Raw genomic sequence first — 24,298 nt, forward strand, 5'->3', positions numbered from 1 at the left:
CACCCGCCTTATCCAAATCGACCATTGATATAGTCTTCTGTTTTTTGCTGCGCAGGACGTGTAAAGATACGTTCTGTGGCATCATATTCCACTAGATCTCCGTTTAAGAAAAAGGCCGTACGATCTGATACACGGAGCGCTTGCTGCATGTTGTGTGTCACAATGACGATTGAATAATCATTTTTCAATTCCCCTAATAGTTCTTCAATTTTCGCATTTGAGATGGGGTCTAGGGCAGAAGCCGGTTCATCTAATAGCAGAACACTAGGTTTCATCGCAAGTGTACGTGCAATACAAAGGCGCTGCTGCTGACCGCCTGACAATGACAAAGCAGATCTGTGCAAACGATCTTTGACCTCATCCCATAGCGCCGCCTTTGTTAAGCTTTCCTCAACCGCATCATCAAGCACAGATTTTCTTTTTTCCCCGGCATACTTTAACGCATGGGTGATGTTATTGTAGATCGATTTAGGAAATGGATTTGGCTTTTGGAAGACCATGCCGATTTCTCTTCTTAAATTCACCACATTAATGCGGTCATCCAAAATATTTAACCCTTCGTACATGATCGCCCCTTCACTTCTCGCACCTGGAATTAAGTCGTTCATGCGGTTAATGCTGCGTAAAAAGGTAGACTTACCGCAGCCAGATGGGCCGATTAATGCGGTAATCGCATTCTTCTCGATCTCGAATGAAATGTGATTGACCGCTCTTTTTTCACCATAATAAATGCTTAAATCCTGCACCTGTAAAATCTGTTCCGCTTGAAGTGGAGCCTTTTTCGCTGCAATCTCTTTTTTTTCTGCCAGCATTTGAACCATATCCCCTTCACACCTCTCTCACATTATTTTGACGTAAGCTTTTTATGAATAAATGAACCAAGCCATCTAGCTGCTAAGTTGAACAATAAGACTGAAAGCACAAGTACAGCTGATGCACCATTTGCAATGGCTTCTGCATCTGGAATGATTCCTTGTGTATTGACGTTCCATATATGAACGGCTAATGTTTCTGCCGGTCTAAACACATTCAGCGGTGACGTATCAGAAAAAGGACTCCAGTTTGTGAAATCAAGGCGCGGTGTTGAGAGACCTGCTGTAAAAAGAAGAGCAGCCGCCTCACCAAAGACTCTTCCTGATGCTAAAATCGCACCGGTGATTATAGACGGAAGCGCACCTGGAATAAGGACCGTTTTGACTGTGTGCCACTTCGTTACACCAAGCGCAAGTGATGCTTCCTTTTGATCCTTCGGTACAGAGCGCAGCGCATCTTCTGTCACCCTGACCATCACCGGCAGGTTAAACACAGTGAGCGCAAGAGCTCCTCCAATGATCGTATAGCCCCAGCCTGTTAAATTCACAAACATGAGTAAACCAAACATCCCAATGACGATAGACGGAAGTGAAGACAGCACTTCAATACATGTACGAATAAAATCTGTGACTTTGTTTTGAGGTGCATACTCTGCCATATACACTCCGCCGCCGACGCCAAGCGGGACTGTAATCAGCATCGTAATAAACAAAATATAAAACGAGTTAAACAGCTGATCCCTGATGCCGCCGCCAGAGCCAATCGCACTTGAGCGGGTTGTCAAAAAGTCGAAATTTAATTCTTTTGCACCGTTGAAAATGATATAAGAAAACAAACCAACGAGAATCGCCGTAATAATGGCAGCACATAATCCAAATATAAATGTGGCAAAACGATCGGTCATTTTGCTATTCATTAAATCTTCCTCCTAGACGACAAGTATCTGATAATGAGTATGAACATAAATGATACAACTAGAAGGACAAGTCCCATTGACCAAAGTGTATTGTTCTCAACACTTCCATACGTTGTGTGACCCATGTTTAACGTAATAATGGTTGTTAATGTACCAGCTGTATCCATAATGCTCTCTGGTAAATTACGCGTGTTTCCAATGACCATCTGTACAGCAAGGGCTTCTCCAAATGCTCTAGCCATGCCGAGCACGACCGCTGTCATTAATGTTGGCAGAGCTGCCGGGACAAGCACACGTCTAATCGTTTGCCATCTTGTTGCGCCTAGTGCATACGATCCCTCACGTAAACTTTTTGGAAGTGAAGCCATTGCATCAGTCGCAATGGATGTAACGGTTGGCAGTATCATAATAGACAGGACGATCGTTCCTGCTAACACGCTATGCCCTGAGCCGCTTGACTTGAAATGTCCGATAAACGGCACCAATACTGTAAGACCTATGAATCCGTAAACAACGGATGGAATCCCTACAAGCAATTCAATGACTGGCTGGAGAATTTTACGTCCCCAAGCAGGTGCAATTTCTGTCATAAAGATTGCGCCTGCGATGCCTAGCGGCGCTGCAATGAGTGCCGATAGGAGTGTGACGGCGATTGATCCGAAGATAAAAGGAAATGCACCGTACTGCGGGTTTTCTGCTGTTGGGTTCCAATTGATACTGGTTAAGAACTCAATTGGGCTTACACCATTTACGATGAAAGATTGTAAACCCTTAATGCCAAGGAAGATGGTGATGGCGATGGATACAGCAATCATTAAGAATGCGCAGAATCTCACCAAAATACTTCCTCTTACTTCATCCATTTGCCTATTTTTCTTCGAGCTGATCAGTCGATCGCTCGCTTCTGTATGTTCTATCTGCTTCATCTTTTTCTACACTCCTATGAATGTCATAAAAGGAAAAGTGAAAAGCTCCACTTTTCCTTCATCAGCAATTCAAGACCTCTTACTTATCTGTTTGTTTACCTGTTGCGTCTCTTTCTACTTTCATATTAGAAACTGAGATGTAGCCTTGGTCTTTAACGATTTCTTTTTGTACTTCATCACTCATGAGGTAATCTAAGAATTGTTTTGCTAGACCATCCGGCTCACCTTTTGTATAAGAGTGCTCGTATGCCCAAATTGTATATTTACCGCTTTCTACATTGCTTTCTTCCGGTTTCACACCATCAATGCTAAGCGGTGTAATTTTGTCATCTGTTAAATAGGAGAATGCTAGGTATCCAATCGCACCTGGTGTTTCTGCAATCAGTTTTTTCACTGTGTTTGAAGAATCTTCTGTGATTCCTTCTGCAGGTGTTGCACCATCAAGTGCATATTTCACAAATGTTGCACGAGTTCCTGAAGAGTCAGGTCTGTTCACAAGAGTGATTTTTTGGTCTTTCCCGCCAAGCTCTTTCCAGTTTTTGATTTTACCAGTGAAGATTTTTTTCAATTCGTCCTTTGTGATGTCTTTGACACCAACTTCAGGGTTTACAGCTGCTGCCATTCCAACAACTGCTACTTTGTGGTCTTTTAAAGCTTTTGCGTCGATTCCGTCTTTCTCTTCTGCGAATACATCTGAGTTACCAATTTGTACAGATCCTTCTGAAACTTGAGAAAGTCCTGTTCCTGAACCGCCGGCTTGTACTTGAATATCGGCTTTTGGATGTTTATCCATGAATTTTTCTGCTGCCGCAAGAACTAAAGGCTGCATCGCAGATGATCCTGAGATGGTAATGGAACCTGATGCCTCATCTTTGTTTGAAGCATTTCCTTTACTGTCTTTTGAATCTCCGCTTGAGCTGCTGTTTCCGCATGCTGTGACGAATGCTAACAATGCGATAGTAAGGAAAGTAAGCAGCCATAATTTGTTCTTTTTCATTTCAAGAATACCCCCTGAATAATTTGTCCTACGAGTAATACATTAAAGGTTCTTTATTAATTTCGTTTAAATGGAATGTTAAGGTTTTGTAAATGTCGAAGTTTTGTAGAGATCTTGCGATGTTTTTTATGCATTTTGTCAATTTATCTCGAAAAATTTGAAGAAAACGTAAAAAAACGCCCACAAAAAGTGAGCGTTTTTACCTAGAAAAGGTCTAGTCATTTGTTTCTGCTTCATTTTCAATTTTATTTTTGTTCTTCGCTTGTGTATCATTGCTTTCCTGTTTTGATTTCAGCTCAAAGTACTTGTCTAATACTTGTTCACCGATATCATTTGTAATTGGATAGCGCTGGTTGTAGTCTTGATACACCCACGGTACAACGACGGAAATGGCCACTTCTGGATTATCAGCAGGCGCATACGCAACAAGAGTGGTGTTATACGTTGGTGTGCCGCGTTTGCTTTTAATTGGGCCGTCATAGAATGATTGAGCGGTCCCTGTTTTGCCAGCCGGGTTGTATTTTTTGTTGCCAAAGTTCGAATAGGCTGTCCCTCGTGGGTTCTGCATAACAAGCTTGAAGCCTTGCTGAACACGCTTGATCTCATCACTTGTCATGTCTAGCTTATTCAATACGTCCGGTTTGACGGATTCTGTTACAGCACCAATGCCGCGCTGCGGATCTGGCTCTCTCACTTCTTTAACAAGCTGCGGACGTAAACGATATCCGCCATTGGCAACCGTTGAAACGTATTGCGCCATTTGCAGCGGTGTAAACGTATCATACTGTCCAATTGCATAGTCAAGCAGGAGACCAGATTGTGTAGACGTTCCCCGGTAGCCTGTCGCTTCGTTTGGCAGGTCAATCCCTGTTTTGACACCGAGACCAAATTTACTGAAATTATAACGGAATGTATCAAAAGCTTTCGGATCGATTGGGAGCGGCTGGTTCTTACGATACTCCCCTTTTCCAACGGCAATCGCTGTTTTAAACATATACACGTTAGATGAACGCTCGAGTGCCGTTAAATCATTAATGAGTCCCATATTTTGATAGGATTTCTTTGGCGGTGACTTCGCGATATACAGCGGTTCATCATACTGGGTACTTCCAATGTGCAGCGCGCCTGTTTTATATCCCGTCAGTACAGTTGCCCCTTTTACGGCTGAGCCCATCGCATAAGATGATGTCATCGTTCCTAATGCGTAGTCATCAAATTTGTATTTTCCGTTTTTATTTGAAATCTGTTTCCCCGCAACTGAGAGAACTTCTCCATTTCTCGGGTCCATCATGACTACAAACGCGCGATCAAGAAGCTCTGTGCCGCCTCTTTGTTTCGCACTTCTCAAGTTCTTTTCAACGATTTTTTCAACCGCTTTTTGCAGCTGAATATCGATGGTGAGCACAAGGTCTTTCCCGCTCTTTCCTTCTGTTAGCACTTTAGAGCTTGTCACATTGCCCTCTTTATCAGTTGTGCTCTGTTCTTTTTCCTTTTGGCCTTGCAGGACATCTTCATATTGATATTCTAGATAGCTTTTTCCTACACGATCATTTCGGCTGTAGCCGAGCGATAAATAATGTTCAAGAAGTGACTGCGGAAGTCCTTCATCACTTGAGGACACACTGCCGAGCATACTGCGGAGCAGTCCTTTATACGGATAGCTGCGTGACCAGTCTGTTGTGACATCCACACCTGGCAGCTCGTCCAAATGCTCAGAGACGTAAGCAATTTCGCTTGGCTTCACATCATCATTTTTAATGAATTGAGGCGTAAGTGCATAACCTGCATCCATCTGTCTTTTAATCGCAAGCACTTGTAAGTCTTTTTTCGTCAGTTGATTTAATTCCTTGTCCGTGATGCGCTTCAGCTGAAGCTCATATAATTTATCATCAGCGACCTTATCGTCACCCTTTAATTTCGATTCCTTTTGAACAAGCTTTTTCGCTTCATTCGGATGCGTTAAAATCCAGAAATCTTTTTTGTCACGATCTGTGTTTTTTTTCGTACTCACATGAATCATATCCGCTAATTTTGTAGCCACTTTGAGCCGCTCTTCTTGTGAAGTTGTCGAGGTTCTCGTATATGTAATGGCATTTAGCGCTTTATTACTGACAATCGTATTATAGTTTCGATCGTAAATTTTTCCGCGTGGAGCAGATGAGCTGACATTCACATCTTCTTGTTTTTCTGCCTGCTTTTTATAATCTTCTCCATTGACAATTTGTACAAATCCGAGTCTCACAACAACACCGGTAAAAATAATAAACGCAGCTAAAAATAGTAAATTCAGCCGGAGTGGAAGTGTTTTGCGCCCTTCCTTTGCGTCTTTTTTGTTTTTCTTGTTTCTCATCACATCACCTTTTCTATCAAGAAAGAAATGGCACCCCTTTTTGTGTATAAAAGGTGCCATCATCATTTTAGCGGTTTTTCTATTATTTATCTAGAAATTTGATGTTCCATTGGTAAGAAATTTTACCTTTCTCCCTTAATAAGGTTCGTGTGAGAAACTGGCTTTTGACCGTCAGTCTCTTTCATATCAGCTGTTTTTTCTTTTAAATGAATATCTTTTACAAAATAATAAATGAGTGTGTGTCCCGCTCCAAGCACAACAAGAGAAGCAGGAATTCCGAGCTCATCACCCAGTAAGGTGACAGATAGAAGAAACAACAAAATGGAACAAATACGGCCAGCATTTAAAAACAGCTCCCTGACCACAATATATTCAATTCGCGCTTTCCTTGCATACCTTGCATGACCGATGACATCGTATGTTAAGGATACATATGGAACAAGCAGAAGCGGGTATCCTATCGCAATGGCTACCGCATACATGAGAAGTGATACATAGGACAAGTGAAAGACGATTAAGAACAAGGCGCCGTATAAAATCAGCCCGCCAAGCATAATGGCTTTCTTTCGCCACTTTTTCTTAATCAAACGTGTAGCGAAGAAATAAGCGAAAAAGGCAACACCGGAGTTCACTAAACCAAACGTCCCGAGAGCAAGCTCACTGTTTGTTGCAATAAACACAAAGACACTGATTAAGAAGACAAAGACCCCTTCACGAAGCCCTTGAAAAAAGTGAGCTGTTGTAATCTTACGCCAATTCTCGTCGGCATGGCGTTCTTTCCATATTTGCTTGATGATAAATTTCCCTTTTGACTGCCTTCTCTTGAGGAAAAAGCTCATCACAACCGCCAGTGAAAACAAAAAAAGCGATAACGTGAAAATCACCGTATAGCCTGTATCATCCGTTAATTGAGAAATGACAATCCCCGCAATGAGAGGACCGATCATGCCAGCAGTAGATGACAGCACTCCGAGAAACCCATTAAAGAAATCTCTTGTTTCAGGCTCAGTGATCTCAAAGGTAAGTACGTTAAAAGCAAGCCAGTAAAAACCATAGCCGATCCCAAGGACACTCCCTAATAAAACAAGCCGCGCGGCCGCTTGCTCTCCTGCCATTAAGACAATTAAGTAAAAAGCGGCTAAAAAGATAACGCCGAAACGAAGAACAAACGCCCGGTCTATTTTTTTAGCGAGCCGGCCTGCGAATAAAAATGTAATGGGCTGAAGCACAACAATAGCCAGATTGTAAATTGCAAGATCCGTGAATTTCCCAGACTGTTTCCATAAATACACGTTTACAAACGTATTTGAAAGCGCAATGGCAAGTGCATATAATCCGCCAATCGTGAGGAGGAGCATTAAATCTCTTGTAACATCCATGTCCCCGAACATTTTCTTTAATCTGCTCATATATTTCATTCTCCTTTTCTACACAATAGTCTGTCTCATCAAAAGGCAGATATGTAAAAAAAGGAGGGAAAATATAAAAAGACCTGCTTCTCTAAAGAGCAGGTCTTTTCAAATCGAATGATTTATTTAGCTTCGCTGTAAAGGCGAGCCACTTCATCCCAGTTCACAACATTCCAGAAAGCTGAAATGTAATCAGGACGACGGTTTTGGTAGTTTAGGTAGTAAGCATGCTCCCAAACGTCAAGTCCTAGAATTGGTGTTTTTCCTTCAGTTAAAGGAGAATCTTGGTTTGGCGTGCTTGTGATTTCAAGTTTGCCATTGTTCACAACAAGCCATGCCCAACCAGAACCAAAGCGCCCTGCAGCTGCTGCAGCGAAATCAGATTTGAATTTTTCAAATCCGCCTAATTCTTTTTCGATTGCATCTGCAAGTTCACCAGTTGGTGCGCCGCCACCGTTTGGTGAAAGAAGCGTCCAGAATAATGAGTGGTTAGCATGTCCTCCGCCATTGTTACGTACAGCTGTACGGATGTTTTCAGGCACAGAGTTTAGGTTAGCCACTAGCTCTTCGATTGATTGATCTTCAAGAGCTGATACACCTTCGATTGCTTTGTTTAAGTTTGTTACGTATGTGTTGTGGTGTTTTGTGTGGTGAATCGTCATTGTTTCCTTGTCGATATGTGGTTCTAATGCATCGTAAGCATATGGTAATTCTGGAAGTTTAAAAGCCATGGTTAAATTCCTCCTTAGAAATGTATGTACTGAAATGCTTCCTTAGGTCGTAAGCAAGCAATTCAACCTACTCAAAGAGTATCAAAAGAATTGGCTTGTTTCAATGTTATTGCTCATGATCTGAAACATTTCAGTGTTTATTTTGTATTTAGCCCTTTAGAAAAAGTTTTAAACTCCCTTTTTCTATTTAGCGAAGGACATAAAATAAAAAGATGCCCAGCATCAGCGCTTGAATCAATCCTTTGGCAAATACACCTGATATAAACCCGATTAATGAGCCTAATCCCACTTTCACACTCGTCTTCACATCTTTTTGATGAACAAGGAGCTCTGCAATGACACTTCCGATAAATGGACCAATGATAATTCCTGCAATGGGAATCACAAAAGGACCGACTAATAACCCAATGGTGCTTCCCCAAATAGCTGCACGACTGCCGCCAAAACGCTTGACCCCAATGAGGTTTGAGACATAATCTGCCGCAAATAATACCGCGGTAAACACGGCTTGAATGAGCCAGAACGTCAGTGTAAGCGGCTCGAAGCTGAAAAAGAAACCATATAGAATAAATCCGAGAACCATAAAGACCACGCTAGGGATAATTGGATAAACAAGTCCAACAAACGCAATGATAAATGCACAGATAACCAGAATCCAATACAGCACGTCCAAGTCACTGCCGCCTCCTTTTTATATGCTGTATACATTATGCCTCATTCCATCTATCTTAACCAGCGATGAAGGCCATACTTGTACTTGATAGATAGACATTGATACAATATGAGAAATAGAAAAGAATGTAGGAAGTGAATTGATTGAACGTATTTAAACTATTGTTAAAAGGCATTTATTCTCCAAAAGATATTGCTAAAGCACGGTTTACAGGGATTGGCAAAGCGATTTTATTCATTTTTATCCTTTCGATCATCGCAGCAGTTCCTCAGGGTTATCATATGAGTCAAGAGATCTCGAATGCGATGTCAGGATTTCAGCATGTGATCAAAAAAGATTTACCTGATTTCTCAATCGAAAAAGGAAAGCTTCAAGCGGATCAAAGTGAACCGATAGAAAAAGAAGAAAACGGCATTACGATCATCTTTGATCCTGCTGAAAAAATAAAAGCAAGTGAGCTTGAATCAAAGCAAACGGCCATTGCTTTATTAAAAGAAAAAGCAGTGATCGCCATTGATGGCCAAATGACAGATATCCCGTACCAGCTGCTTGGCGGAACGCTGACAAAAGACGAACTCGCCCGCGTCACAAATCAGAATCAAGCGATTATTATCCCAGTCATCTGTGTGCTGCTGTATCTATCAACTGCGGCTCTCATGTTCATTAGCGCAACATTCCTTGCGATGCTTGGTACATTTATTAAACGCATGCAGCAAAAAGAGCTGTCTTTCCAAATGCTATGGAAGCTCTCCGCTTATTCACTCACATTAACAACGGTCTTTTTCGCCATCATGAGTGCATTAAACACACCTGTTGCGAACTCATTTTTATTAAATTGGGTCATTAACTTTATCTTCTTATATCTTGTCGTAAAGGAAATACCCGCTAAACATAAACCACTTGTCAAAAATTAATGAGTAAATGAAAGCTCCCCCAACTTGGAGGAGCTTTTTATGTATGTTCATGCTCTATGATTCATCTGGATGAATCATCGCAAACAAATAATGATCCTCCCACACGCCATTAATCTTTACTTTTTTACGATTCAGTCCCTCATTTTCAAAACCTGTCTTTTCAAGCACACGAATGGAACCTATATTACCCGGCTTTACTCCAGCCTCAATACGATGAAGGTGCAGTTCATCAAAGGCATAATCGATGATTAAACGAATGGCTTCTGTCATATACCCTTTCCCGCCATGCTTTTCATCAAGTACATACCCCAGCCAAGCTCCTTCTATCGGGCCTCTTACGACAGAACTTAATGAGATCGTCCCAATTAAGGCATCTGTTTCATTTAAGAAAATACCATGCATGTAAGCTTCATCCTGTGCGCACCTTTCCACACTGCGCTGAATTCGTTCAATTTGACGAGATAACGTGAAAAAATTATCTTTGACCAAAGGTGTAAATTGCTGAAAATATGAGCGATTCTCAAGTTCAAGTGTGAATAGTGATTGTGCATCATTTTCTGTTAGCGTTCTCACATATATATGCTGACTTAGTTTCTTCATAAACTCCCCCTTCTTTTATTTTATCATAATGGTCATAGAAGCTTGAAAAAAGCACCGCCAAGCGTAAAACAAAGTGTTTTTTCAATTCATTACAAGACTCACTAGAACTAACTAGAACCACGCTTTCCAGCTTTTCTCCTCATTTTGGTTCTATCATTTCAGGACATGCATAGACTGAAGTAAACTCTTAAAAGCGGTGAGTGAAATGCGACGTATTATTTTTTTGCTAATCAGTTTGTTTGTCCTTTTTATTATCTTTTTTGATTTAAAAAATGGCACCATCCCTGTTGAAGAAGGTCCAGCTGTCCCTGCAAATGCCTTTCAAACACCTGAGAAAAAAGCATATAAGAATGTGACTGTGAAACAAGGTGAAACCGTCGTCTCTATCGTCCATACAAGCAAGCCACTTGATGAAGTCATTGAAGATTTTGAAGAGCTGAATCAAGGCGTCAAAGCAAACGAAATTCGGGCAGGCAGCACATATAAGTTTCCGGTGTATAAGAGATAAAACGTTAATTCCTTGTCATTCATACAAAGAGACTGTTACAATATGAACTGTAAAACAAGACGTACATGGCAAATGATTGCTTGTACACTAAGGAGCGATTGACAAGTGAGTGAAGTCACACATCGTACTAAAACGCGTCCCGTCAAAGTGGGACCTTTAACTATAGGTGGAAATAATGAAGTTGTCATCCAAAGTATGGCAACAACCAAAACACATGATGTCGAAGCGACAGTAGCTGAAATTAAGCGTCTTGAAGAAGCAGGCTGTCAAATCGTGCGTGTCGCATGCCCAGACGAGCGTGCAGCAAATGCGATTGCGGATATTAAAAAACGAATCAACATCCCGCTTGTTGTCGATATTCATTTTGACTACAAGCTTGCACTGAAAGCCATTGAAGCAGGTGCAGACAAAATTCGAATCAACCCAGGGAACATCGGAAGACGAGAAAAAGTCGAAGCTGTTGTGAAAGCAGCAAAAGAAAAAGGCATTCCAATCCGTATTGGGGTAAACGCCGGTTCATTAGAGAAAAAAATTCTTGATAAATACGGCTATCCAACAGCAGATGGCATGGTCGAAAGTGCACTGCACCACATTAAAATTCTAGAAGATCTAGATTTTCATGATATCATCGTCAGCATGAAAGCATCTGATGTTAACCTAGCAATTGAGGCGTACGAAAAAGCGGCAAAAGCGTTTGACTACCCTCTTCACCTTGGGATTACTGAATCAGGTACATTATTTGCAGGTACAGTCAAAAGTGCAGCTGGTCTTGGCGCTATCTTGAATATGGGGATTGGTAACACACTTCGCATCTCATTAAGTGCTGATCCAGTTGAGGAAGTGAAAGTAGCACGTGAACTGTTGAAATCATTTGGTCTTGCATCAAATGCAGCAACACTGATCTCTTGCCCAACTTGTGGCCGAATTGAAATCGACCTCATAAGCATTGCAAATGAAGTCGAAGAATATATCTCCACGATTAAAGCACCGATTAAAGTAGCTGTTCTCGGCTGCGCTGTAAACGGTCCAGGTGAAGCGCGCGAAGCTGACATCGGAATCGCCGGCGCTAGAGGCGAAGGCCTATTGTTCCGTAAAGGTGAAATTGTTCGTAAAGTGCCAGAAGAAACAATGGTCGAAGAACTGAAAAAAGAAATCGATAAAATCGCTGAAGAGCATTATGCAAAAATGGAAGCTGAAAAAGAAAAAGCGAACGCATAACAAAAAACGCCTGACGTCACTGTCAGGCGTTTTTCTGTTCTTGTTAAAAGAACGGGGTGATAAATATGCCAAGGATGACGGAAACAATTCCGATCCCGATTGACCACGCGCCAAGCGCATGTGCTCCTTTTCTTCTTGCAATATAACCAACGACGATTGCCGCTACTCCTAATAGCACCGGCAAGACAAATAGTGAGATAATCGCAATTGCGAGTGCTGTATAGCCTATCCCCTTACTGCCTGAATCGTCACCTGCTTGGTCACGTTCTCGTCTATCTACTCGATCTCTTGAAGCCTGATATGGCTCTGCAATTTCAGCAGCTGTTTCCTCTAGATAGCCATCATCATTACTAAAGTTTGTGTCGATTTCACGATCATTTCTTCTGAAATCTTCGTCTCTTTCCATGATCAATTCCCCCTTTTGGTTAATAGAAAGGAGCTTTTTTAGTATGAGCAAAAATGTCTGTTTCATGTTTGCTAAAACTTGCTGGAATTGTGAATTGATTATGTTACACTTTAAGAGTATAAAAATGAGGAGTGTGGGCATGTTACGTTTAGGAATTGATATAGATGGCACAGTGACGGCGCAGGACACCTTTGTTCCCTATTTAAATAAGTCGTTTCAATGTGCCATGACACTAGATGATATGACAGAATATGATTTGACGAAGCTTTTAAATATTTCTCAAGAAGAATTTTGGGGCTGGATGAATGAGCATGAGCCTCTTATATATAAACAGGCAAAGCCTGCTAAGGATGCAAAAGAGATTCTTGATCAAATGAAACATCAACACAGGCTGATTTATATTACAGCAAGAAGGCAGCATCATGCAGATATCACCTACGAGTGGTTTCACAAACACCACGTGCACTATGATGACATTGAGCTGGTTGGCGGTCATCATAAGCTCGAAGCTGTTCAAAAGCACAAAATTGATGTGTTTTTCGAGGATCATCATGGGAATGCTACGATGATTGCAAAAGAGGCTGACATTCCGGTTATTCTTTTTAACTCCCCTTATAATCAAATGCCCCTTGACGACAGGATTATACGCGTCAACAACTGGCAGGAAGCATCTCAATGGATCAAACAATACGAGCAGCGTTTGGAAACTGCTTATTAATGTAGAAAAGCCGATACTTTAATATATCGGCTTTTTTGATGGAACAAGCTGACCTTCTTTCATGAGAAAATGGTACAGTGCTCCCTTCATGCCTGCCTGATTCAAGTAGTAGCACGTTTCCAGCTTCACCTGAATGTTCTTCCATGCATGCAGTGTATGTAAATGTTTCTCAATGCTTGATAGTAAATCCGGTCTTGCACTTACGCCGCCGCCAATGAGGATTTTCTCTGGATTAAGAACAGTTGCTACATTGTAAATGCCAATGGCGATTCGCTTATACCACTGATCCACCAGCTTCTCAATGGACGGATCGTGCTTTGCCTTTTCAAAAATTTCTTGACCGTCTATTTGAGTTCTTTGCGGAATTCCTTGCTTTTCTTTATAGCTGCGAATTAATCCAGCCGTTGAAGCACTGCTGTTGAGTGTTGTAAATTGTCCATTTTCTGTCTCTGTCAGCATCATGCCAAATTCACCGCCGCGGAAGGAAGCCCCGCGCACAAGCTGACCGCCAGCGAAAAGACCACCGCCAACACCTGTCCCAATCGTCATACAAATAAAGCTGTCACAATCTTTCGCATGGCCACTATATTTTTCTGCAAGAGCTGCACAATTCGCATCATTTTCAACTTCAACACGAAGAGATGTTTTCTCTTCTAGCAGTGTTTTTACATTTTGACCATTTAAGGCGATGATGGCTCCTGCAAATTCTGTATAACCTGTTTCACTGTCCACAAAACCCGGAAGACTAATAGCGATTCCGCTGACATCCGACGTTCTTTGATATTGCTTGACCACATCCGCCATAGCTTCTAAAAACGGTTCAAGCTGCCGGCAGTTCGTTTGATAGTCACCGCTCGTGACCAGCTCCCCATCCTGATCCATTAATCCATGTTTTGTTCTCGTCCCGCCTACATCGAACACGACATAATACGCCACTTTTGACCCCACTCCCTTTACTCCAAAAAACGCAAATTGCTGCATCGTACCTTGTTCTCATTTTAATGAAACAGCCGCCCTTTGTAAAACGTTTTCAAAAAGACAAAAGAAAAAGCCAGCTCTGCGGCTGGCTTTTTCATGAGTGAACTTCCTTCGGTTCGCAGGAAGGACACGTTCCGTAGATTTCGAATTTATGTCCGCTAATGTGATAATCCTCTAAATCGGCGTCTAGCTTGTCCATAGGACAGGCATCGATCTCCTTTGTTTTACCGCATGCAAGACAAATAAAGTGATGGTGGTGATGAGAAAATGAGCATTTAAAACGAAAAAGCTTCTCCCCTGACAATTCCGTTGTTTCTAATATACCTAAGTCTTCATATAGCGATAAGTTTCGATATATCGTATCAAAGCTAAGACCCGGGTAGTCTTCACTTAGTGCCGTCAGCACATTTTTAGCGGTCAAATATTTATCAGAATCAGAAAACAATTGAAGCATATCTTCACGTTTGCTTGTATATTTGTAGCCTTTTTCCTTTAATAAATCAAGCGCTTCTTGTACGTTCATGATGATTCCCCCTTCTGAATTTTCCAATACTAATACATCCGATTAAAATCAAAATGGACAGCATCACAATGGTTCCGCCTGGCGCTAAATCTAGATAATAGCTTAAGATTAATCCGGCCAATACAGACAATTCACCGAACAAGATCGAAAGGAAGATCGCCTGTTTAAATCCTTTAGCAATGCGGATACTTGCCGCAACAGGAAGCGTCATAAGCGCAGAGACAAGCAGTGTACCTACGATACGCATCGATGCCGCAATGACAAGTGCGACGACTAAGATAAAAATAAAATGAATCCATTTCGCTGAAATACCAGAAGCCTTTGCATGCTCTTCATCAAAAGAAAGTAAAAACAATTCTTTATATAAAAGCACGACAACTAACACAACAACGAGTGAGATCCCAACAATAATCCAAAGATCTAATCTCGAAACCGCACTGACACTTCCGAACAAATAACTAAACAAATCGGTATTAAAGCCATTCGCTAGTGAAATAAAGATGACGGAAATCCCGATACCACCTGATAAAATAATAGGAATCGCAAGCTCCTGATAATGCTTATACACGGAGCGCAGACGTTCAATAAACAATGAACCGGCAACAGAAAACGCCATCCCTAAGTACAGCGGGCTCACCCCTGTAAAGAGGCCAAACTTTTTATCAAGAAATAAGCTTGCTGCAATACCGGCAAGTGATACGTGACTGAGGGCATCTGCAATCAGCGAGAGCCTTCTCACGACGATAAATACACCAAGTAAGGGCGCAATAAAGCCGATCAGCATTCCTGCGATAAACGCATTTTGTAAAAATTCATAATGAAAAAATGGAAATAGCATTATTCATGTCCCCCATGATGGTGATGATCGTGATGAATCACTTGAATGTCATGTCCGTAAAATTGAGATAACGCTTGATCATCCATTGAATCAAACGTTTCTGCATCCCCGTGGAAATGAAGTGTCTGATTTAAGCAAGCCACATGGGTGACTTTATCAGACACGGTGCCAACGTCGTGTGTGACGAGAATTAAAGACATTCCTTTTTCTTTGTTCAATGTTTCAAGCAGCTGATAAAAGCCTTCTACTGTCCGCTGGTCTACCCCAACCGTCGGTTCATCTAAAATGAGCAGCTTTGGCTGACTGACGAGCGCACGGGCAATAAAAGCACGTTGCTGCTGACCACCTGAAAGTTCACCGATGTTTTGGTGCTTTAAATCTTGTATGCCAACTGAGCGAATGGCATCCTCAACTTGCCATTTGTCCTGCTTGCTCATTCGTTTGAATAAACCAATTTTCGCCGTCAATCCACTTGCAACGACCTCGTAAACAGAAGCAGGGAAACCCGTATTAAAACTATTCGCCTTTTGAGAAACAAATCCAATTTGATCCCAGTCTCTAAATTTTGACGCAGGCGTGCCAAATAGCTTTAATTCACCTTGCTGTGGTTTAATGAGCCCAAGCAGGCATTTTAATAAGGTTGTTTTACCAGATCCATTCGGTCCAACAAGTGCTAGAAAGTTCCCTTCCTCTACTGTTAAATGAATGTGATCAATGACATTTCGCTGTCCATACGAGTACGAAATATCCTTCATTTCAATAATTGGCTTTGCCATGAATCTTTCCACCTTTAATCAATATAAAAAGAATGATTACGATTTATACAACAAAAAGAAAATGGCTTTTGCCATTTTCTCTGTCCATACATACATTTCATTATATAAAAGAAAGATTAAAAAGTAAAATAAAAGCTAATGAATGGCTGTTTTGAACTTACCGCCTTTTGTTTCATGCGTATCCATAATCGTAATAAATGCTTGACCATCAATTTCAAATACAATGGATTTTAGCTTTGTAATTTCAAGTCTTGTGACAACGGCGTAGATGACATCCTTTTCTTCATCTGTATAACCGCCTTTCCCTCTCAGCTTTGTCGTTCCCCTGCCAAGTCGATGAAGAATCGCATCTGAAATTTCATCATAATAATCTGACACGATAATGACAGCTTTTGTTTCATCAAGCCCTTGAATGACAGCATCAATTGTTTTCATTGCCAAATAATATGTCATGACAGAATACATAGCCTGCTCTGGTCCGAAGACAAAGCCTGCCCAAATAAAAATGAACACATTGACGATCATGACAAACTCACCGACAGAGAAAGGAATTTTTTTCGTCAGAAGAATTCCTAAGATCTCTGTTCCATCCATTGAGCCTCCATTACGGATGACAAGTCCAACACCAAAACCAAGTAATAGCCCGCCAAATACAGTGGCTAAGATCGGCTGATTTGTAAATGCCTCTACATGATGGAGTGAAGATTCAATCACGGCTAAGCTGACAATCCCAATCACAGTGGAAATGAGAAACGTTTTCCCAATATGTTTGTATCCTGATATCATAAATGGAATATTCAAAATGACAACAATCGTCGCAAAATTGATGAATGGGTTATCTGTAAAGAGATAATCCAAAATAAGCGAAATGCCGATGATGCCTCCATCAATAATATTGTTTGGCACTAAAAATAATTCAATGCTGACTGCTGCGCATGCAGCTCCTACTAGAATCAGGAAAATTCTCAAAATAAAATGAGGCACTGATTCCTTTCTATGCTGTTTACTATTTGCCATACGTTCTCCCTTCTACACATGTTAAATTTTCAATGAACATTTTATTCACTTTACTATTTTATCATTTCACAGGGTAAAATAAAATTTTTTGCACATTTTCCGTTTTCGCCCATACATTGTTACAGAGGGGAGGAATGGAATTGATTTTAATTCAAAAAATTGTCCTGCAGCGGCTTAATCAGATCACAGCAAATGATCTGTTAAGGTATGCGAAACAGTATGGTGTCAGTTTAACGTCAAACCAAGCTGCCGAGGTGGCCAAACTCATGAATGGGAAAAACGTCAATATTTTTAATGATGCAGAGCGTAACCGGCTTCTTAAGCAAGTGGAAGCGATTACTTCTAAACAGACAGCTCAGACTGTCAATGATCTGTTTAATCAGTTTACAAGTTAAGCAAAAAAGGGCCGCATTTAGCGGCACCTCATGATGTTGTATGCTTTTTTACTGACCCTTAATTTTATCTAGTAAGCCTTCGTCAAATTGCTTTTCTCTCAGCATCGCAATTTCGAATTTGTAAGGTGGTTTTTTGTTCTTTTTATCTTCACCTACATAAGGCGTTTCTAAGATTTTGGGCACATCTTGAAGCTGCGGGTGATGCACAATATAGTTCAGTGCATCGAAGCCAATTTCACCAAAGCCGATATTTTCATGTCGGTCTTTTCTTGCGCCTTGTACGTTTTTACTGTCATTAATATGAAGAACCTTGATTCGGTCAATACCGACGATTCGATCAAATTCTTCTAACACCCCATCAAAGTCAGTTACAATCGGATAACCAGCATCGTGTGTGTGACATGTATCAAAGCAGACAGAAAGTGCTTCGTTATGTGTTACTCCGTCGATAATTTGGGCAAGCTCTTCAAAGCTTCTTCCGCACTCTGATCCTTTGCCTGCCATTGTTTCAAGTGCAATTTGAACCTCTTGCCCTTTTACGATGACTTCGTTTAAACCTTCAATGATTTTTTGGATTCCTGCTTCTGGTCCTGCTCCGACATGCGCACCTGGGTGGAGAACAATCTGCCCTGCACCTAGCGCTTCTGTACGTTCAATCTCAGAGCGAAGGAAGTCCACGCCAAGCTCAAATGTCGCTGGATTGACGGTGTTCCCAATATTAATAATATACGGTGCATGTACGACGATATCTGTCATACCATGCTCTTTCATATGCGCTTGTCCAGCTTCAATATTGAGGTCTTCAATTTTTTTACGGCGCGTATTTTGCGGTGCACCTGTATAAATCATAAACGTATTCGAACCATAAGAGGCAGCTTCTTGACTCGCTGCAAGAAGCATATGTTTTCCGCTCATGGATACATGTGAACCAATCTTCAACAATGTTTCCCCCTACTTTCCATTACGCTTTGACTTTCTACGTTCCTGTCTCTTGATTTTGTCCATCTCACGTGTCATTTTCTTTTTATATCCAGGTTTGACGGCTTTCGGTTTTCTCACAAGACGCTTTGCTTTTTCTTCAATTTCATTAGGTGCTTTTTTACGTCTTTGACGCTTCAAGCGGTCATCTGCATCTCGCCATTCGCCATGAACAATGGTTTTGTTTTCAAACACAACGCCCATTTTCTCGATTTGAATGAGTGCATCCTCATCAGCAAGCTCATAAATAGTCATTGCAATTCCAGATGAACCAGCTCGAGCTGTTCTACCAACACGGTGAACATAAAAATCAAGATCAGATGGAAGTTCATAGTTGATCACGTGGCTGACGCCTTTAATATCAATTCCGCGGGCTGCAAGATCAGATGCCACAATATAAGTGAACTCTAAATCATCAATTTGTTTCATCACTTTTTTACGTTCGCGCGGCGTTAATCCGCCATGAAGCACTCCAACTTTCATTCCTTTTTCTTGTAGGAATGATGCGATTTCATCAACGGTTGTTTTTGTATTGGCAAAAATGATGCCTAAATAAGGCTGTACATTCGTCACCATTTCATGAAGCAGTTTTAGCTTGTCACGCTGTTTAGATGGGACTAAAATATGCTGAATGTTTTCAGCTGTAATTCGTTTTGGTTCAACATGGGCATATTTGGGATTGTCCATATATTTTTTCAGGAACGGCTTTAGTTTTTCTGGAATAGTTGCTGAGAACACAAGCATTTGCAGCTGTTCTGGCATTTGTGAACCAATACGGTCCACATCTTCTAAAAATCCCATATCCAGCATTAAATCCGCTTCATCAATGACAAGAGATGTCGCTTTGTAAACATTCAGCGCCTGCTCATGAATGAGGTCAGCAATACGTCCAGGTGTACCGACAACCAAATGCGGCTGGGTTTTTAGCTTTTGAATGGATTTCTGCTTGTCCGTTCCGCCAATGTAAAGCTTTGCTTTCATCTCTTCTTCTGGAGAGGCATTCTTTAAAATCGTTTGGGCTTCTTTGAAAATTTGATTGGCTAATTCTCTTGTAGGTGCAGTAATCACAACTTGTACTTGCTCTTTGCTTGGATCAATTGAATGAATAAGCGGCAATAAGTACGCGTGAGTTTTTCCTGTTCCTGTTTGTGATTGACCAATCACGCTTTCTCCTTTTAACACAGCAGGGATGATTCTTTTTTGAATATCAGTTGGCTCATAAAAGCCCAGTTCATGAATAGCATCTATAATAAAAGGCTTTAATTCATATGTCGTAAATTTTGTTTCGTTCATGTTTTCACTCCTTAAGGCAATGCCTTTTTGCTCATCTCCTCATTATAGCTGATTTTCAGCAAAAAAACCATGTCCGCTTTTCTTACAGGAAACCAATTGATGCTTCCTTGCATAACCTATGAAGAGAAAGAGAATGCAGTAAGGGAGGTACAAGTATGTTAGGGCAAAGGCCTATGGGCGATTTTCAGCCGCACCGTCCCTCACGCCGGCATCTTGGAAATGGCGGACAACCCGGGATTTTTCAAAGAGGGCAGCAGCCTCCTATCGAACAGCCTTTTCAAGGGCAAGGCAATCAATTTCAGCAAATGATGCCTCGCTCCCCGTCTGTACAGGGAGGCGGTATACGCGGGATGGACGGAATTCCAGGAGGCGAGAGCCGTGCACTAGGCGGCGGAGCAGGAATGAAAGGCATGCTCGCTAAATTTCTTCCTGGCGCAGGGGGAGCAGGGATCTCTGGAGGTGGTGCGGGATTACAAGGAATCCAGAGCTTCACAAATCCTGCGACCCTCTCAAGCATGTTAGGAAATGTACAAAAAGTGCTCGGTATGGCGCAGCAATTTACACCAATGATTCAGCAATACGGTCCTTTAGTAAGAAATCTGCCTGCCATGATTAAGCTGTACAGCCAGCTCGGCAGTGCGGATGATGAAACAGGCGAAGATGAAGAACCTAAAGAGATCGGCGAGGAAACAGAAGTGCCGCAAGAAAAAGCAGCACGAGATGATGAAATAGAAGAGAACGAAGAACCAGAAGACATCCTGGTCAAAAAAGCAGCTCCTCACACATCACCTGCTCCTGAAGCAAAACCGAAAAAAAGACCTGGCAGCTCTGTTCCAAAACTATATGTCTAGTGATCTTTTAACGGCGAAGTGTTCACTGCGTATAACAATCTTTGATATATGCGCTTACTTTGGCTATAATGGAAGCTAGAGAATGATAAAAAGCCGTTTTTTACGGCTTTTTATATTGTTCTTCTCTAGCAGCACTTCCCTACAGGAGGACGAATAAATGAATGTAATTAAAATTTCGCCGCGTGGCTATTGCTATGGCGTTGTGGATGCAATGGTCATTGCTAAAAATGCCGCACTTGATAAAAACTTGCCACGCCCAATTTATATATTAGGTATGATTGTGCACAACAAGCACGTGACAGATGCCTTCGAAGAAGATGGGATCTACACACTGGACGGACCAAACCGCATGGACATTTTAAAGCAGGTTGAAAGCGGAACAGTCATTTTCACCGCTCACGGCGTTTCACCTGAGGTTCGTCAAATTGCAGAAGAAAAAGGCCTTATCACCATTGATGCAACCTGTCCCGATGTAACGAAAACACATGAACTCATTTCAGAGAAAACAGCCGATGGATATGACATTATTTATATTGGGAAAAAGGGTCATCCTGAGCCAGAGGGAGCTGTCGGAGTAGCTCCTGACAAGGTACATCTTGTCGAAACAGAAGCCGACATTGAGGCGCTCGATTTAACATCAGATAAACTGCTCATCACCAATCAGACGACGATGTCTCAGTGGGATGTTCACGATCTAATGGAGCTGATTAAAGAGAAATACCCTCACGTCGAGTACCATCAAGAAATTTGTCTTGCGACACAGGTACGTCAGGAAGCTGTTTCCGAGCAAGCTGGTCAAGCTGATCTTACCATTGTTGTCGGCGATCCAAAAAGTAATAACTCCAACCGTCTGGCACAAGTGTCCATGGAGATTGCTGGAACGCAGGCTTACCGTATTGGTGACCTAAGTGAGCTCAAGCTGGAGTGGCTGCAAGGCGTAAATACCGTTGCCGTTACTGCTGGTGCTTCAACACCAACACCTATTACAAAGGAAGTCATACGTTTCTTAGAAAACTACGAGCCGGATGATGAAGCAACTTGGAAGATTGAACGGTCGGTTCCTCTTTCGAAAATACTACCGCGCGTGAAAACAAAGAAATAAAGAAAACGTCAGAGCATAGCAGCTCTGACGTTTTTTTGTTTACATAAATTGAAATGGGTTTGTGTTCGATTCAGAAACAAAGAGCTGTACATCATACTTTTTATCTGAACATAGCGATTGAAGCTTCGCCTTTACGCCCTCTTTCATAATCTTTTCTGCATAATGCCCTGGGTCCACTACGTTCAGCCCGAGCATCATGGCATCATGGGCGACATGGAAATAAAGATCCCCTGTCACATACACATCAGCACCCATTCTTTTCGCTTGATGAATGTATTTATTTCCGTCTCCGCCAAGCACAGCCACTTTTTTCACAACAGCGTCCTGATCACCTACAAAGCGAGCACCATTTACATCCAGTTTTGTCTTCACAAATCGTGTAAAATCTCCAAGGGTCATAGGCTCTCTTAGCTCCCCTATACGGCCAAGGCCTTTTTGAATTGGAGGAAGATCTGTCGTGTGTACACTATAAGCGACTTCTTCATACGGGTGTGCTTTGATCATTTCACGAATCACTTGTTTTTCTATACTTGCCGGGAAAATGGTTTCAATCCGCACTTCTTTGACAAATTCCAATTGACCGCTCTCACCAATGAACGGATCCGCATCTTCTGATGGCAAAAAGCTGCCTGTCCCCTCATTTGAAAACGCACAATGGCTGTAGTTGCCAATATGGCCTGCGCCCGCATTTCCTAAAGCTGTACGGATGGCTTCTTCAAATTCCTGCGGAACATACAGGGCAAGCTGTTTGATTTGATCTTCATATGTCGGGACTAACACACTTGTTTCTTCAAGCTCTAAAGCCTCCGCAAGCAAGTCATTGACTCCTCCATCAGCCACATCTAAATTCGTATGTGCCACATATACCGCAATATCATGTTTGATGCATTTCTCAATGATCCGTCCAGCTGGCTGATCTGTCGCTACATGTTTTAACGGACGGAAGATCGGTGGATGGTGAGCAATAATGAGATCCACATTTCTTTCGATCGCCTCATCTACCACATTCTCTAATACATCCAAGGTGATCATGACATTGTTTACCTTTTTATTTAACGTCCCAATCTGGAGACCGATTTTGTCACCTTCTACGGCATATGCCTTTGGTGAAAATTGTTCAAATAATTGGATGATTTCATGTCCGTTTACTGTTTTAGCCAACAGTCAAAACCTCCTTTAGAATCTTTATTTTTACATGCAGCTCTTCAAGGCGCTCCTCATTCTCTTCTGCCCGCGCTGCCTGCTGAATTTGACTTTCTATTTTCTCCATATGCTGAAGCTCTTGCATCCACTTGCGCCGGAAGACGTCGTTTTGCTCTTTCGCAAGAAACGGACCAACTAGCATGCCTGTTTCAATCGACATCCCTTCATAGGCTTTATCTTTGTCGCCTTTTTCTGCGATCATGATTTCGTATATTTTGCCATCCTCTTCTAAAATGACTTCATCCATCAATTCATACCCCTCTTGATAGAGCCATAAACGAATGTGGTGAGCATGGATATTTGGCTGAAGAATGAGCCTCTCATGGCCTGCGAGCTTATGCTTGCCATCATTTAAAATGCTTGCGATGAGTGCTCCGCCCATACCTGCAATCGTGATAGCATTCACTTCGCCCTTTTCAATAACTTCAAGGCCATTACCTTTTCTGACCGAGATCTGGTCATCTAATTCAAGTCTATGTACTTGCTGCTTCGCCGATTGAAGCGGTCCCTCTGTAATTTCACCAGCAATGGCTTCTACTGCTTTTTGATGCAGAATCGCATAGCATGGCAAATAGGCATGATCTGAGCCGATATCAGCAAAGACGGCCTCATGTGGTAAAAAGTCTGCGACTCTTTTTAATCGTTTTGATAAATTCATTTCATTCATACGTATCACTACTTTTCTTTAATGTTCATACTTGTCTATCTTATATAAATTATGGACTTTTTAAAAGTCGTTTTCAAATGAAAAAAGCTCTTCTGATGAAAAAGAGCTTTTTGCGTAACATTATTTAATTTTGGATACCCATTCCGACATTTCATCGAGCTTTTCATTCGGGATCAGCCCGCCTGGCATCCCGTTGCCGCCTTCTTGAATTTTCTTCTTGATGTCTGCCACTTCAAGCTTGTCACCAACGCCTTTTAATGCAGGACCTGCGCCGCCTTCATAGTTTTCCCCGTGACAGCTCAAACAGTTTTGCTTATACAATTCTTCCGGCGTCGCATTCGCTGTCTCTTCTTGTTTTTGTTCCTCGCCTCCAGAGGCGATTTTGTCTTCATCTTTCAACCCCTTCATTGATAAGAAAAAAGTGAGTCCAATACCTAAAATGGCAATCAATAAGAATGGTATAAGTGGATTCCGTTTCATTTCTTTCATCCTCCCCTT

27 protein-coding genes are annotated in these 24,298 nt (G+C 41.7%); 7 read left to right on the plus strand and 20 right to left on the minus strand.

Annotation, left to right across the window (positions count from 1 at the left end; translation table 11 throughout):
• Positions 1-8 precede the first annotated feature (8 nt).
• From pstB to C6348_RS07000, 8 genes are all read right to left on the minus strand, one after another.
• The gene (gene pstB / locus C6348_RS06965; protein WP_034661308.1) at positions 9-821 is read right to left on the minus strand and encodes a phosphate ABC transporter ATP-binding protein PstB; all 813 of its coding nucleotides are present in this window, start codon (positions 819-821) and stop codon (positions 9-11) included.
• Between the two features lie 23 nt (positions 822-844).
• Complete coding sequence (gene pstA, locus C6348_RS06970; protein WP_003217489.1) at positions 845-1,729, minus strand: phosphate ABC transporter permease PstA; 885 nt, start codon at positions 1,727-1,729, stop codon at positions 845-847.
• Positions 1,729-2,655: a phosphate ABC transporter permease subunit PstC gene (gene pstC / locus C6348_RS06975; RefSeq protein WP_060596681.1), complete on the minus strand. Its 927-nt coding sequence runs from the start codon at positions 2,653-2,655 to the stop codon at positions 1,729-1,731. Before pstC ends, pstA begins: the two co-directional genes overlap by 1 nt.
• Before the next feature lie 79 nt (positions 2,656-2,734).
• A complete protein-coding gene (locus C6348_RS06980; RefSeq protein WP_007501261.1) occupies positions 2,735-3,652 on the minus strand; it encodes a phosphate ABC transporter substrate-binding protein in 918 nt (305 codons plus the stop codon).
• A 214-nt stretch (positions 3,653-3,866) separates the two neighbouring features.
• On the minus strand, positions 3,867-6,002 hold the full coding sequence (locus C6348_RS06985) for a peptidoglycan D,D-transpeptidase FtsI family protein (RefSeq protein WP_106042417.1): 2,136 nt from the start codon (positions 6,000-6,002) through the stop codon (positions 3,867-3,869).
• A 122-nt stretch (positions 6,003-6,124) separates the two neighbouring features.
• Positions 6,125-7,411: an MFS transporter gene (locus C6348_RS06990; RefSeq protein ID WP_106042418.1), complete on the minus strand. Its 1,287-nt coding sequence runs from the start codon at positions 7,409-7,411 to the stop codon at positions 6,125-6,127.
• 122 nt (positions 7,412-7,533) lie between these two features.
• Positions 7,534-8,142: a superoxide dismutase SodA gene (sodA, locus tag C6348_RS06995; protein WP_007501264.1), complete on the minus strand. Its 609-nt coding sequence runs from the start codon at positions 8,140-8,142 to the stop codon at positions 7,534-7,536.
• A gap of 187 nt (positions 8,143-8,329) precedes the next feature.
• Positions 8,330-8,815: a DUF456 domain-containing protein gene (locus C6348_RS07000; RefSeq protein ID WP_095285394.1), complete on the minus strand. Its 486-nt coding sequence runs from the start codon at positions 8,813-8,815 to the stop codon at positions 8,330-8,332.
• A gap of 143 nt (positions 8,816-8,958) precedes the next feature.
• On the opposite strand from C6348_RS07000, the gene C6348_RS07005 reads away from it, so the two are divergent.
• The gene (locus C6348_RS07005) at positions 8,959-9,729 is read left to right on the plus strand and encodes a DUF1189 domain-containing protein (protein WP_003217320.1); all 771 of its coding nucleotides are present in this window, start codon (positions 8,959-8,961) and stop codon (positions 9,727-9,729) included.
• A gap of 54 nt (positions 9,730-9,783) precedes the next feature.
• On the opposite strand, the gene C6348_RS07010 is transcribed toward C6348_RS07005, so the two are convergent.
• The gene (locus tag C6348_RS07010; protein WP_106042419.1) at positions 9,784-10,329 is read right to left on the minus strand and encodes a GNAT family N-acetyltransferase; all 546 of its coding nucleotides are present in this window, start codon (positions 10,327-10,329) and stop codon (positions 9,784-9,786) included.
• A gap of 205 nt (positions 10,330-10,534) precedes the next feature.
• On the opposite strand from C6348_RS07010, the gene C6348_RS07015 reads away from it, so the two are divergent.
• Together C6348_RS07015 and ispG are read left to right on the plus strand one after the other, a co-directional pair.
• The gene (locus C6348_RS07015; protein WP_003217371.1) at positions 10,535-10,837 is read left to right on the plus strand and encodes a hypothetical protein; all 303 of its coding nucleotides are present in this window, start codon (positions 10,535-10,537) and stop codon (positions 10,835-10,837) included.
• A 105-nt stretch (positions 10,838-10,942) separates the two neighbouring features.
• On the plus strand, positions 10,943-12,055 hold the full coding sequence (ispG, locus tag C6348_RS07020) for a flavodoxin-dependent (E)-4-hydroxy-3-methylbut-2-enyl-diphosphate synthase (RefSeq protein WP_106042421.1): 1,113 nt from the start codon (positions 10,943-10,945) through the stop codon (positions 12,053-12,055).
• A 43-nt stretch (positions 12,056-12,098) separates the two neighbouring features.
• On the opposite strand, the gene C6348_RS07025 is transcribed toward ispG, so the two are convergent.
• The gene (locus tag C6348_RS07025) at positions 12,099-12,461 is read right to left on the minus strand and encodes a DUF308 domain-containing protein (RefSeq protein ID WP_060596674.1); all 363 of its coding nucleotides are present in this window, start codon (positions 12,459-12,461) and stop codon (positions 12,099-12,101) included.
• A 139-nt stretch (positions 12,462-12,600) separates the two neighbouring features.
• On the opposite strand from C6348_RS07025, the gene C6348_RS07030 reads away from it, so the two are divergent.
• On the plus strand, positions 12,601-13,179 hold the full coding sequence (locus tag C6348_RS07030; protein WP_060596673.1) for a 5' nucleotidase, NT5C type: 579 nt from the start codon (positions 12,601-12,603) through the stop codon (positions 13,177-13,179).
• Between the two features lie 18 nt (positions 13,180-13,197).
• Here the strand turns inward: C6348_RS07030 and C6348_RS07035 are convergent, their stop codons facing one another.
• The 5 genes from C6348_RS07035 to C6348_RS07055 form a co-directional block, all read right to left on the minus strand.
• Positions 13,198-14,115 carry an ROK family protein gene (locus tag C6348_RS07035; RefSeq protein ID WP_106042757.1) on the minus strand — a complete coding sequence of 306 codons (918 nt, stop codon included), beginning with the start codon at positions 14,113-14,115 and terminating at the stop codon, positions 13,198-13,200.
• Positions 14,116-14,251: 136 nt separating this feature from the next.
• Entirely contained in the window at positions 14,252-14,680 is a 429-nt protein-coding gene (gene zur / locus C6348_RS07040) for a zinc uptake transcriptional repressor Zur (RefSeq protein WP_012010595.1), read from the minus strand.
• Positions 14,658-15,518 (minus strand): metal ABC transporter permease, encoded by an 861-nt coding sequence (locus C6348_RS07045; RefSeq protein ID WP_106042422.1) that lies wholly within the window; start codon positions 15,516-15,518, stop codon positions 14,658-14,660. Before C6348_RS07045 ends, zur begins: the two co-directional genes overlap by 23 nt.
• Positions 15,518-16,294: a metal ABC transporter ATP-binding protein gene (locus C6348_RS07050; protein WP_095285396.1), complete on the minus strand. Its 777-nt coding sequence runs from the start codon at positions 16,292-16,294 to the stop codon at positions 15,518-15,520. The genes C6348_RS07045 and C6348_RS07050 overlap by 1 nt, the downstream gene beginning before the upstream one ends.
• 135 nt (positions 16,295-16,429) lie before the next feature.
• A complete protein-coding gene (locus C6348_RS07055; RefSeq protein ID WP_066030651.1) occupies positions 16,430-17,311 on the minus strand; it encodes a YitT family protein in 882 nt (293 codons plus the stop codon).
• A gap of 140 nt (positions 17,312-17,451) precedes the next feature.
• Here C6348_RS07055 and C6348_RS07060 point away from each other — a divergent pair, with 140 nt between their 5' ends.
• Positions 17,452-17,706 carry a DUF2624 domain-containing protein gene (locus tag C6348_RS07060; RefSeq protein ID WP_060596669.1) on the plus strand — a complete coding sequence of 85 codons (255 nt, stop codon included), beginning with the start codon at positions 17,452-17,454 and terminating at the stop codon, positions 17,704-17,706.
• Positions 17,707-17,754: 48 nt separating this feature from the next.
• Here C6348_RS07060 and C6348_RS07065 read toward each other — a convergent pair whose 3' ends face one another.
• A complete protein-coding gene (locus C6348_RS07065; RefSeq protein ID WP_106042424.1) occupies positions 17,755-18,648 on the minus strand; it encodes a deoxyribonuclease IV in 894 nt (297 codons plus the stop codon).
• Positions 18,649-18,657: 9 nt separating this feature from the next.
• Positions 18,658-19,977, minus strand: coding sequence for a DEAD/DEAH box helicase (locus tag C6348_RS07070; RefSeq protein ID WP_060596668.1), 1,320 nt, complete (start codon positions 19,975-19,977; stop codon positions 18,658-18,660).
• 155 nt (positions 19,978-20,132) lie between these two features.
• On the opposite strand from C6348_RS07070, the gene vrrA reads away from it, so the two are divergent.
• Together vrrA and C6348_RS07080 are read left to right on the plus strand one after the other, a co-directional pair.
• Positions 20,133-20,828: a VrrA/YqfQ family protein gene (gene vrrA, locus C6348_RS07075; RefSeq protein ID WP_106042426.1), complete on the plus strand. Its 696-nt coding sequence runs from the start codon at positions 20,133-20,135 to the stop codon at positions 20,826-20,828.
• Positions 20,829-20,985: 157 nt separating this feature from the next.
• Complete coding sequence (locus C6348_RS07080; protein ID WP_034661333.1) at positions 20,986-21,930, plus strand: 4-hydroxy-3-methylbut-2-enyl diphosphate reductase; 945 nt, start codon at positions 20,986-20,988, stop codon at positions 21,928-21,930.
• Between the two features lie 39 nt (positions 21,931-21,969).
• Here the strand turns inward: C6348_RS07080 and C6348_RS07085 are convergent, their stop codons facing one another.
• The 3 genes from C6348_RS07085 to cccA all read right to left on the minus strand — a co-directional run bounded on the left by C6348_RS07085 (position 21,970) and on the right by cccA (position 24,280).
• Positions 21,970-23,091, minus strand: a complete 1,122-nt coding sequence (locus C6348_RS07085) for a Nif3-like dinuclear metal center hexameric protein (protein WP_060596667.1) — start codon at positions 23,089-23,091, stop codon at positions 21,970-21,972.
• Positions 23,084-23,800: a tRNA (adenine(22)-N(1))-methyltransferase gene (locus C6348_RS07090; protein WP_106042428.1), complete on the minus strand. Its 717-nt coding sequence runs from the start codon at positions 23,798-23,800 to the stop codon at positions 23,084-23,086. The genes C6348_RS07085 and C6348_RS07090 overlap by 8 nt, the downstream gene beginning before the upstream one ends.
• 120 nt (positions 23,801-23,920) lie before the next feature.
• Complete coding sequence (cccA, locus tag C6348_RS07095; protein WP_003217503.1) at positions 23,921-24,280, minus strand: cytochrome c550; 360 nt, start codon at positions 24,278-24,280, stop codon at positions 23,921-23,923.
• Positions 24,281-24,298 lie beyond the last annotated feature (18 nt).

The organism is Bacillus sp. YBWC18, from assembly GCF_002998775.1.
Classification (GTDB): domain Bacteria; phylum Bacillota; class Bacilli; order Bacillales; family Bacillaceae; genus Bacillus.

What these genes read in the sequence shown, in the direction of transcription:
- pstB (WP_034661308.1), bottom strand. Translation starts at nt 821, where the DNA reads ATGGTTCAAATGCTGGCAGAAAAAAAAGAGATTGCAGCGAAAAAGGCT.
- pstA (WP_003217489.1), bottom strand. Translation starts at nt 1,729, where the DNA reads ATGAATAGCAAAATGACCGATCGTTTTGCCACATTTATATTTGGATTA.
- pstC (WP_060596681.1), bottom strand. Translation starts at nt 2,655, where the DNA reads ATGAAGCAGATAGAACATACAGAAGCGAGCGATCGACTGATCAGCTCG.
- C6348_RS06980 (WP_007501261.1), bottom strand. Translation starts at nt 3,652, where the DNA reads ATGAAAAAGAACAAATTATGGCTGCTTACTTTCCTTACTATCGCATTG.
- C6348_RS06985 (WP_106042417.1), bottom strand. Translation starts at nt 6,002, where the DNA reads ATGAGAAACAAGAAAAACAAAAAAGACGCAAAGGAAGGGCGCAAAACA.
- C6348_RS06990 (WP_106042418.1), bottom strand. Translation starts at nt 7,411, where the DNA reads ATGAGCAGATTAAAGAAAATGTTCGGGGACATGGATGTTACAAGAGAT.
- sodA (WP_007501264.1), bottom strand. Translation starts at nt 8,142, where the DNA reads ATGGCTTTTAAACTTCCAGAATTACCATATGCTTACGATGCATTAGAA.
- C6348_RS07010 (WP_106042419.1), bottom strand. Translation starts at nt 10,329, where the DNA reads ATGAAGAAACTAAGTCAGCATATATATGTGAGAACGCTAACAGAAAAT.
- C6348_RS07015 (WP_003217371.1), top strand. Translation starts at nt 10,535, where the DNA reads ATGCGACGTATTATTTTTTTGCTAATCAGTTTGTTTGTCCTTTTTATT.
- C6348_RS07025 (WP_060596674.1), bottom strand. Translation starts at nt 12,461, where the DNA reads ATGGAAAGAGACGAAGATTTCAGAAGAAATGATCGTGAAATCGACACA.
- C6348_RS07030 (WP_060596673.1), top strand. Translation starts at nt 12,601, where the DNA reads ATGTTACGTTTAGGAATTGATATAGATGGCACAGTGACGGCGCAGGAC.
- zur (WP_012010595.1), bottom strand. Translation starts at nt 14,680, where the DNA reads ATGAACGTACAAGAAGCGCTTGATTTATTAAAGGAAAAAGGCTACAAA.
- C6348_RS07045 (WP_106042422.1), bottom strand. Translation starts at nt 15,518, where the DNA reads ATGCTATTTCCATTTTTTCATTATGAATTTTTACAAAATGCGTTTATC.
- C6348_RS07050 (WP_095285396.1), bottom strand. Translation starts at nt 16,294, where the DNA reads ATGGCAAAGCCAATTATTGAAATGAAGGATATTTCGTACTCGTATGGA.
- C6348_RS07055 (WP_066030651.1), bottom strand. Translation starts at nt 17,311, where the DNA reads ATGGCAAATAGTAAACAGCATAGAAAGGAATCAGTGCCTCATTTTATT.
- C6348_RS07070 (WP_060596668.1), bottom strand. Translation starts at nt 19,977, where the DNA reads ATGAACGAAACAAAATTTACGACATATGAATTAAAGCCTTTTATTATA.
- vrrA (WP_106042426.1), top strand. Translation starts at nt 20,133, where the DNA reads ATGTTAGGGCAAAGGCCTATGGGCGATTTTCAGCCGCACCGTCCCTCA.
- C6348_RS07080 (WP_034661333.1), top strand. Translation starts at nt 20,986, where the DNA reads ATGAATGTAATTAAAATTTCGCCGCGTGGCTATTGCTATGGCGTTGTG.
- C6348_RS07090 (WP_106042428.1), bottom strand. Translation starts at nt 23,800, where the DNA reads ATGAATGAAATGAATTTATCAAAACGATTAAAAAGAGTCGCAGACTTT.
- cccA (WP_003217503.1), bottom strand. Translation starts at nt 24,280, where the DNA reads ATGAAACGGAATCCACTTATACCATTCTTATTGATTGCCATTTTAGGT.